Source organism: Streptomyces sp. NPDC048623, from assembly GCF_040650755.1.
GTDB lineage: Bacteria > Actinomycetota > Actinomycetes > Streptomycetales > Streptomycetaceae > Streptomyces.
The window spans coordinates 25,037-41,496 of the sequence record NZ_JBEZHV010000009.1; the positions used below are offsets into that span (position 1 = coordinate 25,037).

Below are 16,460 nucleotides of genomic sequence, written 5' to 3' on the forward strand. Positions count from 1 at the left end.
GCCCCAGAGGCGCGCGGCGCCCATGGGGCGTGGGCCTGCGGCTGGGTTCCTAGGGCTTCGCTCTGGGGGGAGCGGCGGGGCGGGGGCCGAGGATCAGGTCCGCCAGCGCTGTGCGCTCGTGGGTCACCGATCTGCCCGTGCGGGTCGTCGTCAGCAGGCCCGCCGCCCTCAGGGCGCCCGCGTGCTCCGAGGCCGTCGCGTTGCTCACCCGCAGGGCGCGGGCCAGCTCCGTCGTCGTCAGGGGTTCGCCGAGCAGGCGGAGGAGTTCCGCGCGGGTGCGGCCCAGGGCCGGGGCAAGGGGCTCGTCCGGCGGGTTCCTGCCGTCGTCCGGTACGGGCGGGAGGCCGGGGCCCGACGGGTAGCCGAGGGTCACGGGGTGGGGCGGGTGGTCGTGGAGGAGCGGGCCCGCCGGGTGGTGGAAGGTCGGCAGGAGAAGCAGGCCGCGGCCGGCGGGGTGCACCTCGCGGTCGGCGGCGGCCGGCCACTCCCACACGGTGCCGTCGAAACGGGTGCCGGGCGCCAGGGCCGTCAGGGCCGCGGCCAGGCCGTGCTCGGCGACCGCCAGGGCGTGCCGGGCGAACTCCTCGCGGTGCAGGTCCTGCACCAGCGGCCAGACCGGCGCCAGGACCGTCTCGTACGCGGCCCGCTGCGCCCGCCGCACCGCCCGCCAGGACCCGTCCTCGCCCGCGTGCAGGCCCCGGACCCAGCCCGGCACCCGCTGCCGCCCCGCCCCGTACACCCGCTCCAGCTCGGCGCGGACGGTCTCGGGGCGCGTGGCGCGGATCCGCTCGAAGCCCTCCTCCAGCGTGTCGCCGAGGACGTCGAGGAAGGCGGGCGGGCGGCCGCCCGGCACCAGGTCGGCGAGCGGGTCGGCGGCGGCCGGCAGGGAGCGCAGGACCCGGCCGCGCCAGCGGCCGAGGAGCAGCGGGTCCGGGCCGGGCGCGACGGCGGTCTTCAGGGCCGCGTGGAGTTCCTGGAGCGGGGCCGGGCGGGGCGCGAAACGCACCCGGGCGAGATCGTCCGCCGTCAGATGGATCCGCAGCACCGCACAACTCCCCGTTCTCCGCAAAGCTTTCGGGCAGGGCCTGAACCTTCGCCACGCGCCCCGCCCCGCTCCCAGGATGCTCGCATGACCTCTCGACGCACCCTCCTCAAAGGCGCCCTGCTCGCGGGCGCCGGAGCCGCCGCCACCCTGCTCCCCGTCCTCCCCGCCGCCGCCGACCCCGCCCTCTGCCTCCGGCTGCCCGCGCCGACCGGCCCGTACCCCGTCGGCCTGCGCACCGTCCACCTCACCGACCCGACCCGTGAAGACCCGTGGGTGGGCGGGGCGCGCGAGGTGATGCTCACCGTCCTGTACCCGGCCGCCGGGGTACGCGGCTGCCCGTGCGCCCCGCAGCTGACCCCGGCCGAGGCACGGAAGTTCGCCGAGCTGGCGCCATGGATCCACCAGGGGCTCCCGGCGGAGGGCACGGTGGACTGGGGCACCGTCCGCACCCACGGGCACATCGGCGCACCGCCGCTGCCGGGACGGCGGCCGGTACTCCTGTACAGCCCGGGCGGCGGGGACTCCCGTTCCCTGGGCAGCGGCCTTGCCGAGGACCTGGCGAGCCACGGCCGGACCGTGGTCCTCGTCGACCACCCCGGCGACGCGGGGGTGGTGGAACTGCCGACCGGACTGCGCACCACCGTCCTCATGGGGCCTCCGGACCCGGCGACCTTCCGCATCATGATCGACACACGCGTCGCCGACCTCCGCTTCGTCCTCGACCAGCTCCCCCGCCTGCTCCCGGAGGCCTCCGGTATCGGGATCTACGGGCACTCCGCCGGCGGCACGGCCGCCGTGTACGCCGCCGGCCACGATCCCCGCGTCCGCGCCGTCGCGAACCTGGAGGGCTACCTCGACCTCGACCTCGCCCCCGTGCCCGCCCCCGCCCGGCTCCTGCTCCTCTTCCGTACCGACGGCTTCGAGGGCGCCGCCCGGATCGACACCTCCTGGACCGGGGTCCCCGGCGAGCGCGCGCTGCTGCGGGACGCGAACCACTGGGCCTTCACCGACTTCGCGGCCCTGGTGCCCCGGCTGCAGGCCGCCGGCCTCGTCACGGACGAGACCCGGGCCGCCCTGGTGGGCACCGGTGACCCGGCCGGTACGGTCGCGGCGGTACGGCGCCGGGTGGGCGCCTTCTTCGCCCGCCGGCTGCCCTAGGGACTGTCCGGCGGGGCCGCGGGCCGCCGCCCAGTAGATTGGGGGCGTGCTCTCCCGTCTCGCCGGTCTCCCGCGCACCCGTGCCCTCGCGCTCTGCGCCCTGCCCGTCGCCGCGCTGTTCGCGGTCGCCGGGCTCGCGCCGCTGCCGTACGCCATCGCACAGCCCGGCACGACCGCCGACGTGCTCGGCAAGGACCAGGGGCGCGAGGTGATCACCATCTCCGGCGTCCCGGTCCGCCCGACCGACGGGCAGCTGCGGATGACGACGATCCTGGCGACCGGGCCGTCCGCCTCCAACGACCTGGCCGATGTCGCGGACGCCTGGTTCCGCACCGACCGGGCGGTGCTGCCGAAGTCCTCGGTCTATCCGACGGGCCAGTCCGACGAGGAGATCGAGCAGCACAACCTGGGGCAGATGAAGGAGTCGCAGGACGCGGCGACCCTCGCCGCCCTCGGCTATCTCAAGCTGGACCCGAAGCAGGTGAAGGTCACCCTCCACCTCGCCGACGTCGGCGGCCCGAGCGCCGGCCTGCTGTTCTCCCTCGGCATCGTCGACAAGATCGACGGGGACGGCGACGGCGGCGACCTGACCGGCGGCCGGACCGTCGCCGGCACCGGCACGATCGACCCCGACGGCACCGTCGGCGCGGTCGGCGGGGTGTCCCTGAAGACACAGGCCGCCGCCCGCGACGGCGCCACCGTCTTCCTCGTCCCCAAGGGCGAGTGCTCCGACGCCCAGGCCGAGCTGCCCAAGGGGCTGAAGCTGATCCCCGTGACCGCGCTCAGCGACGCGGTGTCGTCCCTGAGGGCGCTGGAACAGGGCCAGGAGTCGAAGGTCCCGAGCTGCTGACCGCGTCACCGCCGCCGCTGCCGGAGGCCTTGGCCGCCGTGGCCGCCGCCCTGGCCGCCGTCGTCCCCGCGGGGGCGTCCAGTTCGCGCCAGACCGGGAACAGCAGCGGCGACAGGGTCGCCAGGAAGAACGCCCCGCCCACCGTGAACAGCGCCGCCGTGATGCCCACGCTCTCGACCAGGAGGCCGGCGGCCAGACCGCCGAGCGGAGTGGTCAGCAGCACGGAGGCCGTACTGGCGCTGCCGACGCGGCTGCGCAGCTCCTCGGGCACCACCTCGTAGAAGGCGGTGGTGAGGATCGGGTTGAGCACCCCGGCACCGAGCCCGCCGAACACCGCCGCCACGACCATCGGCGGGACGGTGTGGGTGACCGCGGCCGTGAGGATCGGTGCGGTGGATATCAGGAAGCCGGCGGTGAAGACCGGCCGCCTCGGGAAGCGGTGCCCGACCGCGCCGTAGAGCAGCGCGCCGGCGAGGGCGCTGCCGCCGAAGACGGCGACCAGCAGGCCCTGTGCGGCCGCGCCGCCGAGCTCCTCGCGGGCGTGGATCGGCAGCAGCACCGAACTCCAGCTCAGGGCGAGCCCGTTGGTGACCATCACCATCAGGTCGACGGCGAGCAGCAGCCGGGTGCGCAGCAGGAAGGAGTAGCCCTCGCGCAGGTCGGAGCGGTAGGCGGTGAGGTTCAACGCCGGTGCGTCGCACAGGGGTTCGGCCGCCGGTATGCCGCGCAGGCCCGCCAGGACGAGCAGCGAGGAGGCCAGGAACGTGGCGGCGTCGACGTAGAGCACCGTGTCGGCGCCTATCGCCGCCACGAGCAGACCGCCGACGGCGGCGCCGGCCATCCGGGCACCGCGCGACACGGCGTCGTACAGGCTCGCGGCGCGGGTGAGCGGGGTGTCGGCGCGCTTCGCGAGGTCGGGGACGAGGACATGGCGGGCGGTCTCGCCCGGCGCGTGGAAGAGTCCGGTGACGCCCATCAGCGCGCACAGCATCCAGAACTGCAGCAGACCGGCCCGGTTGAGCAGCGGGATCGCGGCGAGCGCGAGCGCGCAGAACAGGTCGGAGGCGACGGAGACCCGGCGGCGTCCGATCCGGTCGATCACCGGACCGCCCGCGAGCGCGGAGACGACGACCGGCACGGCGGCGCAGAAGGCGACCAGACCGGCCTTGCCGGCGCTCCCGGTGGTCTCCAGGGCGAACCACGGGACGCCGATGAGGGTGAGCGAATTGCCGCTGATGGAGATGGCATTGGCCGACAGGACGGCGGCCAAGGGCGTGCGTGAGCGTGAGCGTGAGTCGGTGCGCGCGGGCACAGTGATTTCCCCCCGTTTGTTCGGTTGTCTTCGGCTGTCTTCGGCCTCGTGTCTCTTCGGCCTCGTGTCGGTTCGGTTCAGTTGGCGCCGTGCTGCGGGAAGGCGTGCAGGTGCATCCGTATCCGCTGGGCGTCGGGGGCGTCGCGGTCTCCGCTCTCGCGGTACTCGTCGATCAGCTCGTGGATCTTCGAGTTGAGCTCGTGGGCGCGCTCGGGCGAGAGGTGGAGCGTGAAGTCGCTCATGTCGGAGGAGTCCTGCCAGACCTCGTCCCACTGGTGGCGGGTGCCGAGGTAGGTGTTGAGCTCCTGGGTGTGGATGTTCGCGATCTCGTGGAAGTAGACCTCGACGGCGCCCTGGACCTCCGGGTCCGGGTTCTTGTGCAGCGACGCGTCGAAGTAGGTCCCCTGCACCGCCGCCTTCCACCAGCGCTCCCGGCCCTTGCCGAGCTCCGGGGCGTCCTCGACGAAGCCGTGGGCGGCCAGCTGGCGCAGGTGGTAGCTGGTGGCACCGCTCGACTCGCCGAGCCGCTCGGCGAGTTGGGAGGCGGTGGCCGGGCCCTGGTGGCGCAGGGCGCGCAGCATCTGTATGCGCAGCGGGTGCGCGAGGGCCCGCAGGGAGCGCGGGTCGAGGACGCGGCTCCCCGGCGCCATGAGCGGCTGGGCCGCGTTCTCGGTGTCGATCTCGGTCTCGTTCTCGGGCATGACACAACCGTAGAGTTGCAAAGAGATCTCTGCAAGCCTCTTTTGCAGAACTTCTTTGCAACTCGGCCGAGAGGGGATGCATGGAGCTGTCGGCGCCACTCCTCACGCGCCTCCGGGCCGGGACGGCCCGCGTCCTGTCCGCGACGGTCCGGCAGGAGGTCACCGCGAGGGCGGGTCCTCCGCGGCCTGTTCGACCAGCGGGATGATCCGCAGGGGGACCGGGTTCTCCATGACGATCGCCGTGGAGGCCCGGACGATGCCGTCGAAACCGACGACCCGGTCGATCACCCGCTGGAGATCGGCGTTGGAGCGGGCCACCAGCCGGCACAGCATGTCGCCGTGACCGGTGGTGGTGTGCAGTTCGAGGACCTCCGGGACGGTCGCCAAGTGGCCGCGCACGTCCGCGCCCTGGCCCTGTTTGATCTCCAGGGTCGCGAAGGCGGTGACCGGATAGCCGAGGGCGGCCGGGTCGACCTGGGGGCCGAAACCACGGATGACGCCATTCGACTGAAGCCGGTCGAGCCGGGCCTGCACGGTCCCGCGCGCCACTCCGAGCCGGCGCGAGGCCTCCAGGACGCCTATCCGCGGCTCCTGCGCGAGCAGCACGATGAGCCGCCCGTCCAGATGATCGATCGCCACGACGGCCTCCCAGTGGTCATCATGTACAAGTCGTCCGCTCATACTGACCGGTCGCTGTGCAGATTGACCAGCGGAACAAGAAACTATTGCGCACCTTGCGGTGTGGCGGGACGCTCCTCCCATGGCAGATTCCTCGATGACTATCGATCCCGACCCGACCACCGCGCGTGAGGCCGATCCCTTCCCGGTGAAGGGAATGGACGCGGTCGTCTTCGCCGTCGGCAACGCCAAGCAGGCCGCGCACTACTACTCCACGGCCTTCGGCATGAAGCTCGCCGCCTACTCCGGACCGGAGAACGGCAGCCGCGAGACCGCCAGTTACGTCCTCACCAACGGCTCCGCCCGTTTCGTGTTCACCTCCGTCATCAAGGCCACCACCGACTGGGGCCGCTTCCTCGACGCCCACGTCGCCGAGCACGGCGACGGCGTGATCGACCTGGCGCTCGAGGTGCCGGACGCGCGCGCCGCGTACGCGTACGCCGTGGAGCACGGCGCCACCGGGATCACCGAGCCGTACGAGGTGAAGGACGAGCACGGCACCGTCGTCCTCGCCGCCATCGCCACGTACGGCAAGACCCGCCACACCCTCGTCGACCGCTCCGGCTACGACGGCCCCTACCTGCCGGGTTACGTCGCCGCCGCGCCGATCGTCGAGCCGCCGGCCAAGCGCACCTTCCAGGCCATCGACCACTGCGTCGGCAATGTCGAGCTCGGCAAGATGAACGAGTGGGTCGGCTTCTACAACAAGGTCATGGGCTTCACGAACATGAAGGAGTTCGTGGGCGACGACATCGCGACCGAGTACTCGGCGCTGATGTCGAAGGTCGTCGCGGACGGCACCCTCAAGGTGAAGTTCCCGATCAACGAGCCGGCGATCGCGAAGAAGAAGTCGCAGATCGACGAGTACCTGGAGTTCTACGGCGGCGCGGGCGTGCAGCACGTCGCGCTGGCCACGAACGACATCGTCGAGACCGTCCGCTACATGCGCGCGCACGGTGTGCAGTTCCTCGACACGCCGGGGACGTACTACGACACCCTCGGCGAGTGGGTCGGCGACACGCGCGTCCCGATCGAGACGCTGCGCGAGCTGAGCATCCTCGCCGACCGCGACGAGGACGGCTACCTGCTGCAGATCTTCACCAAGCCGGTCCAGGACCGTCCGACCGTCTTCTTCGAGATCATCGAGCGGCACGGCTCGATGGGCTTCGGCAAGGGCAACTTCAAGGCGCTCTTCGAGGCGATCGAGCGGGAGCAGGAGCGCCGCGGCAACCTGTAGCCGCCGCTTCCCCCGATGTACGTGGGGCCCGGGCGAGTACGGGGGGCTCGCCCGGGCCGGCCCCGCGCCCGCCGCCCACCTCCGTGTGGGCATTCGTCCCGCTGGGGCGGGACGGGTGGGCACACGGGACGGCGCCCATGCGGGCGCGTTCCGCACCTGTGCCTGAACCCGCACCACCAGTGCGGCGCCCTACGGGTGGCCGTCCAGGCGCAGGGAGCCTAGGCCCGGCAAGGGGCGCCGTCCGTTGTGCCCACCCGTTCCGCCCCAGCGGAACGTATGCCCACAACGGGGGTGGCAGGGGCGCAGCCCATACGGGTGGGCACCGCCCTGGCAGAACGTATGCCCACAACGAATGGCAGGCCCGGCCTAGGAACGCTCCTTCGCCGGCCGGGCGTCCGCCGGCAGCTGCTCCGGGAAGTCGCCCAGCGCCGCCACCGCCTCCTTCGCGCGCGGCGCCAGCAGTGGCGAGAAGTGCGGGTTGGTGCGCAGGGCCTCCGCGAGGTGGCGGCGGGCGGGGCTCAGGTCGGTCAGGGCGCGTTCGATCTCGGCGCGATGGTAGGTGAAGAGGGCGCTGCGGAGGCCCTCGTCGGTGGCGCGTCTGGCGTACTCCAGGGCCTCCTTCGGCTCGCCCGCGCGATACAGCGCCCAGCCCAGCGCGTCCGCGACCCGCACCGAGCGGTGTCCGGCCGCCCAGGCCGCGCGCAGGCGCCGTACCGCCTCCGACGGGTTGCCGTGGTCGGCGTCGAGCAGGCCCAGCTCGACCTCGGCGTCCGGCCAGCGGCCCGCCCGCAGCCGCTCGTACAGCGCGCGCGCCTCCGCGTCCCGGCCAAGGGACTCCGCCAGCTCGCCCGCTTCGAGCAGATGGCCCGGCAGCGGAAGGCGCTCGATCGCCGCCCGCCAGTCCCGTACCGCCTCCTCCGTCCGCCCCAGAGCCGCCAGCGACCGGGCCCGCCCCGCCAGGGACGGCCCGTGATCCGGTACGAGCCCGAGCGCCGCGCCGTACTGCGCGAGCGCCTGCGCCGGCTCGCCCCGCTCCCACGCCAGGTCGCCGAGCCGGGAGAGCGCCGCCGCCTTGTCCGCGCCCGTCTCCGCGAGCGCCACCGCGTCGAGGGCCGCCGCGTCCGCGTCCTCGCGCCAGCCGCGGTCGCGGTACAGCTGCGCCGAGCGCGCGCTGACCACCGCCCCCGCGTGCAACTCGGCCAGCGTCTCCGTCGCCTTGCCGGCCGCCTTGTAGTCGCCGAGACCGTTGTACGCGTCGATGAGCACCGGGTACGCGGACCAGCGCTTCGGGTCCGCCTTGCGCACCCGCTCGCCCCACGCCTTGCCCGTCGCCCAGTCACCGCGCGCGTTCGCCAGGGCGCCCAGGCCCACCTGCGCGTCCAGGGCCCCGGCCGCGCGCTTCAGGGCGGCCTCCGCCCGCGGCAGGTCCGCCGGGTCCGCGCGCCGCAGCCCCCGCTCCGTGTACGCCGCGCCGAGCACCGCCCAGGACGCGCCGTCCCCGGGGTGGGCCCGCAGCCACTTCTCCCGGTCGCCGATCAGCGCCGCCAGATCCGGCAGCGCCGCCTGAGCCCCCGCGTTCGCCGCGTGCGCCGCCCGTTCGGCGGGACCGGGCGGGCGCGGCGGGCCGGCGCCGGTCAGCTCGGGCACGTACAGCAGCGCCGTCGCCGCGAGCACCGCGCCCACGCCCGAGGCGAGGACCGTCCGCGACACGTTCTCGGGTCTCATGGCGCACACTGTGCGCCCGTACGCCGCTGTACGAAGAGCACACGAGCCAAGGGCGACGGCGGGTTCACACCGTTGGCCCTCGGTGCCACGCTGGACGCATGGACGATCTTCACGAGCGGCTCCACACCCTGCACACCCTTCTGCGCGCCGGGCTCCCCCACGACTCGGTCCTCACCGACCCCGACGTCACCGCCTCCTACGCGCACGACATGGCGAGCTTCTGCTCGGCCGGCACCCCCGCGGCCGTCGTGCTCCCGCGCACCGTCGAACAGGTCCAGCACGTCATGCGCACCGCCACCGAACTGCGCGTCCCCGTCGTCCCGCAGGGCGCCCGCACGGGTCTGTCCGGCGCCGCCAACGCCGCCGAGGGCTGCATCGTGCTCTCGCTCGTCAAGATGGACCGCATCCTGGAGATCGATCCGGTCGACCGGATCGCCGTGGTGGAGCCGGGCGTCGTCAACGCCGTGCTCTCCCGGGCCGTCGCCGAACACGGCCTGTACTACCCGCCGGACCCCTCCAGCTGGGAGATGTGCACCATCGGCGGCAACATCGGCACCGCGTCCGGCGGCCTGTGCTGCGTGAAGTACGGGGTCACCGCCGAGTACGTGCTCGGGCTCGACGTCGTCCTCGCCGACGGGCGGCTGCTTCGCACCGGCCGGCGTACGGCGAAGGGGGTCGCCGGATACGACCTGACCCGGCTCTTCGTCGGCTCCGAGGGGACTCTCGGGATCGTCGTCGGCGCCGTGCTCGCCCTCAGGCCGCAGCCGCCGGCGCAGCTCGCGCTCGCGGCCGAGTTCCCCTCGGCGGAGGCCGCCTGCGAGGCCGTCTGCACGATCATGGAGCGCGGCCACACGCCGTCGCTGCTCGAACTGATGGACGGCACCACCGTCCGGGCCGTCAACCGCCTTGCGCACATGGGGCTTCCGGACACCACCGAGGCGCTGCTCCTGTGCGCCTTCGACACCCCTGACCCGGCCACGGATCTGGCCGCGGTGGCGGAGCTGTGCCGGGCCGCCGGGGCGACCGAGGTCGTACCGGCCGAGGACGCCGCCGAGTCCGAACTGCTCCTCCAGGCACGCCGGCTCTCGCTCACCGCCCTGGAGACCATCAAGTCCGCCACGATGATCGACGACGTGTGCGTGCCGCGCACCAAGCTGGCCGCGATGCTCACGGGCACGGCGGAGATCGCCGGGAAGTACGGGCTGACCATCGGGGTCTGCGCGCACGCCGGCGACGGCAACACCCATCCCGTCGTCTGCTTCGACCACGCCGACGAGGACGAGTCGCGCCGGGCGCGCGAGTCCTTCGACGAGATCATGGCGCTCGGGCTCGCGCTCGGCGGCACGATCACCGGGGAGCACGGGGTGGGCGTACTGAAGAAGGAGTGGCTGGCGCGGGAGCTCGGGCCGGTGGGCGTGGAGCTGCAGCGCGGGATCAAGGAGACCTTCGACCCGCTGGGGCTACTGAACCCGGGCAAGCTGTTCTGACGCGTGTTCCGAGCCGTTCGCTCTCTCCGTTCTATCGGGGTTCTGTTCGGGGTTCTGTTCGAGGTCCCGTACGGGGTTCTGTGTGGGGGGCTGTACGAGCTTCGGTACGGGTTTCGGCGCGTCCGCGCTCACAGCTCCGCGTCGCCGGACTCGTCCGACGGCCACGGGTCGCGCAGCCACAGCTCGTCCGCCACCACGGTGGTGGCGAGGAGTTCGGCCAGGCCGTCGTCGATGCCGAGCTGCTCGCTCTCGGTGCCCGGCGGGACGGCGCGCAGGGTGCGCTCCAGCCATGCGGACACCTGCGCGGACGGCGCCTCCAGGAGCGCGTCGCCGTCGGGGGAGGACAGCGCCATCAGGATGACGCTGCGGCCGTCGACCTTCGTCGGCCAGATGCGCACGTCCCCGTGGCCGCACGGCCGGAACACGCCCTCGACGAGGAGTTCGCGGGCGAACGTCCAGTTGACGGGGTGCTCGGAGCCGATGTGGAAGGTGATGTGGACGGCGTAGGGGTCGTCCACCCGGTAGGCGAGCCGGGCCGGGACCGGCACCGAGCGCTCCGGGGACAGGACCAGCTTCAGCTCCAGCTCGCGCTCGACCACGTTGTTCTCGGTGTTCTGCATGGCGTGACGCCTCTCTCTCGTGTCGTTCTCGGGGGTCTCCCGTACGGGCCCGCGGTGGGCCTGCACAGGGGGAGAGAGGGGTCGGGCCGGTTCATTACGCGACTTCGGGAAATTTTCTGAGGAATTTTTTCCGGGCTTCTGGGTAAGGGCCCGAGGCTCACGGTGAGTGACGAAAATCGGGGCCTGTCGCTCGAAGGCGGGCTTTCTGGTGGGCTCCTTGTCACGGAGGCGGTGTTCTTCGTTACTGTCCTCCCTGGGGCGTGGCGCGGTCGGCGAGGACACACCGTGCTGCCCGGGCGGATCAACGGCGTTGTGACTGAACGGAGTCGGGGCAGTGGCTACTCCTCCTGGAGCCGGCGGCGAGGTACCGCAGGCGGGCTACTACCCGGACCCGTCCATTCCCGGGTACATCCGCTTCTGGAACGGCGGTGCCTGGGTGCCCGGTACGAGCCGGCCCGCGCCCAAGGACGGTGACGCGCCCCCGGCAGCGCCGGTCTCCGTCGCCCCGCAGGTCGCCCCGAGCCCGGCCCCGGCGCCGCGGCTTCCCGAGGTCCCTGCGGTTCCGGCGGTCGAGGAGACCGGTCCGGTCTTCCTGGACGACGAGCCGGAGCCCGCCGCGGCCGCTCCCCAGGAGCCCGCCTCGGCCTGGCAGGCCACCACCTCCCTGCAGACCGGCTTCGGCGGCGAGCGTGACCAGAAGGTGTCCTGGGGTGTCCAGGACGAGCCTCGGTCCGCCGCCACCCCGGCCACCCCGGCCCCCGCCTCCGCCGTCCCTTCCGCCGACCCGCGCGCCGCGGCCGCCTGGCCGGCGGCAGGCGCCAAGGCCGACCACCCCGGCGGCTCCGGCGGGGTCTCGATGCGCCGCGACCCGGCGACGGCCGCCGCGCCCGTGGAGGACGCGGCCCCCGCCCCGGCCCCCGCCCCCGCATGGCCGGAGCCCGCCGCGGCCGACCCGCAGCCGGTCGTCCCCGAACAGCGCCCCGCCGCCCCGGCTCCCGCGCCGACCCCCGCCCCCGTCGCCCCGGCCGCCCGCCTCGGCGGCATGCCGGTCACCCCTGCGCCCACCGCTGCGCCCACCCCTGCTCCTGGCCCGGCCCCGGCTCCCGCCACCTGGTCCCCGCAGCCCGCGCACCCCGCCGTCCCCACCCCCACCCCCACCCCGATGCCGACACCCCCGGCCCCGACCCCCGTTCCGGGTCCGGCGGCGCAGGACCCGCAGCAGCCCGTCGCACCGTGGAAGCCGCCCGTCGAGGACGTGTTCACGGCCGCGGCACGGGAGCAGGCGGCGGCGCGGCCGGCCGGGCTCGGCAGGCGGCTGCTCGCCCGCCTGGTGGACGGGGCGGTGCTCGGGGCGCTGGTCGGCGCCGCGTCGTACCCCTTCGTGACGGCCGCGATCGAGCACATCGACGAGAAGATCGAGGCGGCCCGGCAGTCCGGCGTCACCGTGCAGGTCTGGCTGGTCGACGGCACGACCTCGGTGCAGTTCGGCATCGTGCTCGCCGCGTTCCTCGTCCTCGGCACGCTGTACGAGGTGCTGCCGACCGCCAAGTGGGGCCGCACGCTCGGCAAGAAGCTGTGCGGCATCGAGGTCCGCGACATCGAGGGGCACCAGCCGCCCACCTTCGGCGCCGCACTGCGCCGCTGGCTGGTCTACGGCGTGCTCGGGCTGCTCGGCATCGGCCTGCTCAACGTCGTCTGGTGCGTCTTCGACCGTCCGTGGCGCCAGTGCTGGCACGACAAGGCGGCCGGCACCTTCGTCGCCCGGTAGGGCCAGCCCGGATTGCGGGGGTCCGGTGCCCGGGATGCACTGCCCCCATGAGCAACGACCAGCCGCCGCCGCCCCCGGGTCAGCCGCCGCCCGACGACGATCCGTTCCGCAAGCGGCCCCCGGAGGAGCCGCCGAAGGAGCCGCCGTCGGGGAGCCCGTACGACCGGATGCCCCCGCCGCCCCCCTCGTACGGCGGCGGCGGTGGCGGCGATGATCCGTACGGAGGCGGCGGTGGCGGGCCCTACGGAGGGGGTCCGTACGGCGGCGGTGGCGGGCCCTACGGAGGGACCGATCCGCTCTCCGGGATGCCCCCGCTCGCCGAGTCCGGCAAGCGCATCGGCGCCCGGATCATCGACTGGCTGATCATCGCCGTGCCGCTCGCGGTCATCGGCATCCCGTTCCGCGTCTACGACCGGGCCACGGGCAACGGCAACAACTGGGACGACACCGTCAACAGCCTCAACGGCGGCGGGCAGCTGGTCTTCCAGCTCATCTCGATCGTCGCCTTCGTGGCGTACGACACCGTGATGACCGCCAAGAACGGCCAGACCCTCGGCAAGAAGTGGATGAAGCTGCGGGTCGCGATGCTCAACGACGGCTCCACGCCACCGATGAACGCCGCCCTCATCCGCGCCGTCGTGCTCTGGCTGCCCACGCTGATCTGCTGCGCCTGCCTCTGGCCGCTGCTCCTGCTGATCCTCATCCTCGTGGACAAGCCGTACAAGCAGGGTCTTCACGACAAGGCGGCGAAGACGGTGGTGGTGTCCGTCCCGCAGTAGCAGGACAAGTGGTTACGAACCGACCCGGGTGTCCGCACCCGCGCCCACGGGCGCGGCGGGCACCCGGATCGCTGTTTCCCCGGCCACGTCGACGGCAGCCGACGCAGGGGTCTTGACGTGCCGCGCCCGTACCGGCATCGTCACCGCAACCAGCACGCCGAGCATCAGGCCCGCGGCACAGACCACCGCGATGCCGAGTGCCGAGTCGGTGCCGGAGAGCAGCAGCAGGGCGACGGTCGAGAGTACGACGGTGGCCGAACCGGTGGCGTACTGTGCGGCGTTCGGTCGCTGCATGGCGGTTACCGTCCCTCGGGGGCGCTGGGCGAGTGCGACTCTACGACGTGGATGCCCGGCCGCAGGGGAAGTAAGCGTGACCTAACCCACAGCGCCGATGCACGAGGGGCGCAGGGGCGCACACGCGCGTCGCATATGCGGCCGACGGAAGCCTGTTCGGGGGAACTTCGTTCGATGTTCGACTATCGGAAATCCGATCCCACATAGTGCAGTTGACCTGCCCAAGTCAAGATCTGGCTTTTCTGCTTCAACTCCGGTCGAATGTCGTCACTTGTGACGCGTCACCCGTCCGGCGGACACCCCACCATCGATCTGCCGTGCGAGGTGCGCCGGGGAGGACAAAAACAAGTGAACAACAGACGACGGGCGTTGCGCGCGTCCGCGATCGTGGTGGCCCTCGCCGCCACTGCCGCGACCGCCTCGACCTTCACCGCGTGGGCGGACACGACCACCCCCGCGCAGGCCGCCACCGCGGCCCGGGCGAACGCCGCCGACAAGATCGACAAGACCACGGTCGACCACGACCTGGCCGGTCCGTACAGCGAGCAGCAGGCCAAGCAGCGCCAGGCCGCCATCGAGCAGGTGCTCAACGGCGAGACCAAGGTCGAGAGCCGCAACGGCTCCAAGGTGGTCAAGCTCGACAACAAGAAGTACGTCGAGCTGGCCCGCGAGAAGACCGACAAGATCTTCACCATCCTCGTCGAGTTCGGCGACCAGGTGGACAACACCACCCTGGTCGACCGCAAGGACGACGACACCACCGAGCTGAAGCCGAAGTACGGCGGCCGGCCCGGCCCGCTGCACAACTCCATAGCCCAGCCCGACCGCGCGACGGACAACTCCACGGCCTGGCAGGCGGACTACAACCAGCAGCACTTCCAGGACCTGTACTTCGGCACCGGCAAGGACGCCACGGGCCGGCCGAAGAACTCCCTGAAGACCTACTACGAGAAGACCTCGTCCGGCCGCTACTCGGTCGACGGCCAGGTCGCCGACTGGGTCAAGGTCCCGTACAACGAGGCCCGTTACGGCTCCAACTACTGCGGCCAGACCAACTGCGCCAACGTGTGGGACACCGTGCGCGACGGCCTCGTGGCCTGGAACGCCGACCAGAAGGCGAAGGGCAGGACCGACGCCGAGATCAAGGCGACGCTGGCGCAGTACGATCAGTGGGACCGCTACGACTTCGACGGCGACGGCAACTTCAACGAGCCCGACGGCTACATCGACCACTTCCAGATCGTCCACGCGGGCGAGGACGAGTCGGCCGGCGGCGGCGTCGAGGGCAAGGACGCGCTCTGGGCGCACCGCTGGTACGCGTACGGCACGGACGCGGGCAAGACCGGCCCGGCGAACAACAAGTCCGGTGGCACGCAGATCGGCGACTCGGGCATCTGGGTCGGCGACTACACGATGCAGCCGGAGAACGGCGGCCTCGGCGTCTTCGCCCACGAGTACGGCCACGACCTCGGTCTGCCGGACCACTACGACACCGCGGGCGGCGAGAACTCGACCGGCTTCTGGACCCTGATGTCCTCCGGTTCCTGGCTCGGCACCGGCAAGGACTCGATCGGCGACCTCCCCGGCGACATGAACGCCTGGGACAAGCTCCAGCTCGGCTGGCTGAACTACGCCAAGGTCAACGACTGGCAGCGCGGCACCAAGACCACCCACAAGCTGGGCGTCTCCGAGTACAACACCAAGCTGCCGCAGGCGCTCCTCGTCGAGCTGCCGAAGAAGGCCGTCACCACCGACATCGTCGCTCCGGCCGAGGGCGCCACCCAGTGGTGGAGCAACATGGGTGACGACCTCAAGAACACCCTGACCCGCTCCGTCGACCTGACCGGCAAGACCTCGGCCTCCCTGGAGCTCCAGGGCTGGTACGACATCGAGCTGGACTACGACTACCTCTACACCGAGGTGTCGACGGACGGCGGCGCCAACTGGCACGCCGTGGACGGCACCGCCGACGGCGTGGCCATCCCGAAGGACGCCTCCGGCGCCCCGGCGCTGACCGACGTCTCCGGCGCGCACAAGAAGCTCGTCTACAACCTGGACGCGTACGCGGGCAAGAAGTTCGACCTCCGCTTCCGCTACCAGACGGACGGCGGCGCGGGCGGCAAGGGCTTCACGGCCGACGCCATCACGCTGACCGCCGACGGTGCCGCCGTCTTCTCGGACAACGCCGAGAACGGTGACAACGGCTGGGTCGCCAAGGGCTTCTCGCGGGTCGGCAAGGGCTTCACGAAGGAGTACGAGCAGTACTACATCGCGGAGAACCGCCAGTACGTCTCGTACGACAAGACCCTCAAGACCGGCCCGTACAACTTCGGTTGGACCGGCGACAAGGCGAGCTGGGTCGAGCACTACGCGTACCAGAACGGTCTGCTGATCTGGAAGTGGGACCTGTCCCAGAAGGACAACAACACCTCCCAGCACCCGGGCCAGGGCCTCGTCCTCCCGATCGACTCGCACCCGAGCCCGCTGAAGTGGCGTGACGGCAGCCTGATGCGCAACCGCGTCCAGGCCTACGACTCGCCGTTCACCATCGCCCGTACCGACGGCTTCCAGCTGCACAGCAAGGACGTGGCGACGTGGGTCCCGTCGCAGGCCGGCAACCCGGTCTTCGACGACAAGAAGGGCGTGTACTGGTTCGCCGAGAACCCGCGCGCCGGTGTCCAGGTAACTGACACCAACACCAAGATCCAGGTCGTGAAGGAGCCGAAGGACGGCCAGACCGTCACGGTCCAGGTCGGCCCCTCGGTGAAGTAACAGCGAATTCTCCTGCGTCTTCGCAGGTCAGAGC

14 protein-coding genes are annotated in these 16,460 nt (G+C 72.3%); 7 read left to right on the forward strand and 7 right to left on the reverse strand.

From position 1 onward, the window contains the following. Window positions 1–49: 49 nt before the first annotated feature. Entirely contained in the window at window positions 50–1,045 is a 996-nt protein-coding gene (locus tag AB0C73_RS15340; RefSeq protein ID WP_362529443.1) for a winged helix-turn-helix domain-containing protein, read from the reverse strand. A gap of 84 nt (window positions 1,046–1,129) precedes the next feature. Between AB0C73_RS15340 and AB0C73_RS15345 the strand changes: the two genes are divergently transcribed. Together AB0C73_RS15345 and AB0C73_RS15350 are read left to right on the forward strand one after the other, a co-directional pair. Next, entirely contained in the window at window positions 1,130–2,203 is a 1,074-nt protein-coding gene (locus AB0C73_RS15345) for an alpha/beta fold hydrolase (RefSeq protein WP_362529445.1), read from the forward strand. A gap of 46 nt (window positions 2,204–2,249) precedes the next feature. Beyond that, window positions 2,250–3,053 carry a S16 family serine protease gene (locus tag AB0C73_RS15350; RefSeq protein ID WP_362529447.1) on the forward strand — a complete coding sequence of 268 codons (804 nt, stop codon included), beginning with the start codon at window positions 2,250–2,252 and terminating at the stop codon, window positions 3,051–3,053. Here AB0C73_RS15350 and AB0C73_RS15355 read toward each other — a convergent pair. The 3 genes from AB0C73_RS15355 to AB0C73_RS15365 all read right to left on the reverse strand — a co-directional run bounded on the left by AB0C73_RS15355 (window position 2,986) and on the right by AB0C73_RS15365 (window position 5,705). Next, window positions 2,986–4,323: an MFS transporter gene (locus tag AB0C73_RS15355; RefSeq protein ID WP_362529450.1), complete on the reverse strand. Its 1,338-nt coding sequence runs from the start codon at window positions 4,321–4,323 to the stop codon at window positions 2,986–2,988. The genes AB0C73_RS15350 and AB0C73_RS15355 overlap by 68 nt on opposite strands. Window positions 4,324–4,442: 119 nt before the next feature. Beyond that, on the reverse strand, window positions 4,443–5,015 hold the full coding sequence (locus tag AB0C73_RS15360) for a winged helix-turn-helix domain-containing protein (protein WP_362529972.1): 573 nt from the start codon (window positions 5,013–5,015) through the stop codon (window positions 4,443–4,445). Window positions 5,016–5,225: 210 nt separating this feature from the next. After that, a complete protein-coding gene (locus tag AB0C73_RS15365) occupies window positions 5,226–5,705 on the reverse strand; it encodes an Lrp/AsnC family transcriptional regulator (protein WP_362529453.1) in 480 nt (159 codons plus the stop codon). Between the two features lie 136 nt (window positions 5,706–5,841). On the opposite strand from AB0C73_RS15365, the gene hppD reads away from it, so the two are divergent. After that, window positions 5,842–6,981 (forward strand): 4-hydroxyphenylpyruvate dioxygenase, encoded by a 1,140-nt coding sequence (gene hppD / locus AB0C73_RS15370; protein ID WP_362529975.1) that lies wholly within the window; start codon window positions 5,842–5,844, stop codon window positions 6,979–6,981. 366 nt (window positions 6,982–7,347) lie between these two features. Here hppD and AB0C73_RS15375 read toward each other — a convergent pair whose 3' ends face one another. Beyond that, window positions 7,348–8,706 (reverse strand): hypothetical protein, encoded by a 1,359-nt coding sequence (locus AB0C73_RS15375; protein ID WP_362529456.1) that lies wholly within the window; start codon window positions 8,704–8,706, stop codon window positions 7,348–7,350. Between the two features lie 98 nt (window positions 8,707–8,804). Between AB0C73_RS15375 and AB0C73_RS15380 the strand changes: the two genes are divergently transcribed. Beyond that, the gene (locus AB0C73_RS15380; RefSeq protein WP_362529458.1) at window positions 8,805–10,193 is read left to right on the forward strand and encodes an FAD-linked oxidase C-terminal domain-containing protein; all 1,389 of its coding nucleotides are present in this window, start codon (window positions 8,805–8,807) and stop codon (window positions 10,191–10,193) included. Between the two features lie 128 nt (window positions 10,194–10,321). Here AB0C73_RS15380 and AB0C73_RS15385 read toward each other — a convergent pair whose 3' ends face one another. Beyond that, window positions 10,322–10,813 (reverse strand): SsgA family sporulation/cell division regulator, encoded by a 492-nt coding sequence (locus AB0C73_RS15385; RefSeq protein WP_362529461.1) that lies wholly within the window; start codon window positions 10,811–10,813, stop codon window positions 10,322–10,324. Between the two features lie 334 nt (window positions 10,814–11,147). Here AB0C73_RS15385 and AB0C73_RS15390 point away from each other — a divergent pair, with 334 nt between their 5' ends. Both AB0C73_RS15390 and AB0C73_RS15395 read left to right on the forward strand, forming a co-directional pair. Beyond that, window positions 11,148–12,581, forward strand: a complete 1,434-nt coding sequence (locus AB0C73_RS15390; RefSeq protein WP_362529463.1) for an RDD family protein — start codon at window positions 11,148–11,150, stop codon at window positions 12,579–12,581. A 47-nt stretch (window positions 12,582–12,628) separates the two neighbouring features. Then, complete coding sequence (locus AB0C73_RS15395) at window positions 12,629–13,360, forward strand: RDD family protein (RefSeq protein ID WP_362529466.1); 732 nt, start codon at window positions 12,629–12,631, stop codon at window positions 13,358–13,360. Between the two features lie 12 nt (window positions 13,361–13,372). Here AB0C73_RS15395 and AB0C73_RS15400 read toward each other — a convergent pair whose 3' ends face one another. Further along, on the reverse strand, window positions 13,373–13,654 hold the full coding sequence (locus AB0C73_RS15400; RefSeq protein WP_362529469.1) for a hypothetical protein: 282 nt from the start codon (window positions 13,652–13,654) through the stop codon (window positions 13,373–13,375). 348 nt (window positions 13,655–14,002) lie between these two features. Between AB0C73_RS15400 and AB0C73_RS15405 the strand changes: the two genes are divergently transcribed. After that, window positions 14,003–16,426 (forward strand): immune inhibitor A domain-containing protein, encoded by a 2,424-nt coding sequence (locus AB0C73_RS15405; RefSeq protein WP_362529471.1) that lies wholly within the window; start codon window positions 14,003–14,005, stop codon window positions 16,424–16,426. Window positions 16,427–16,460 lie beyond the last annotated feature (34 nt).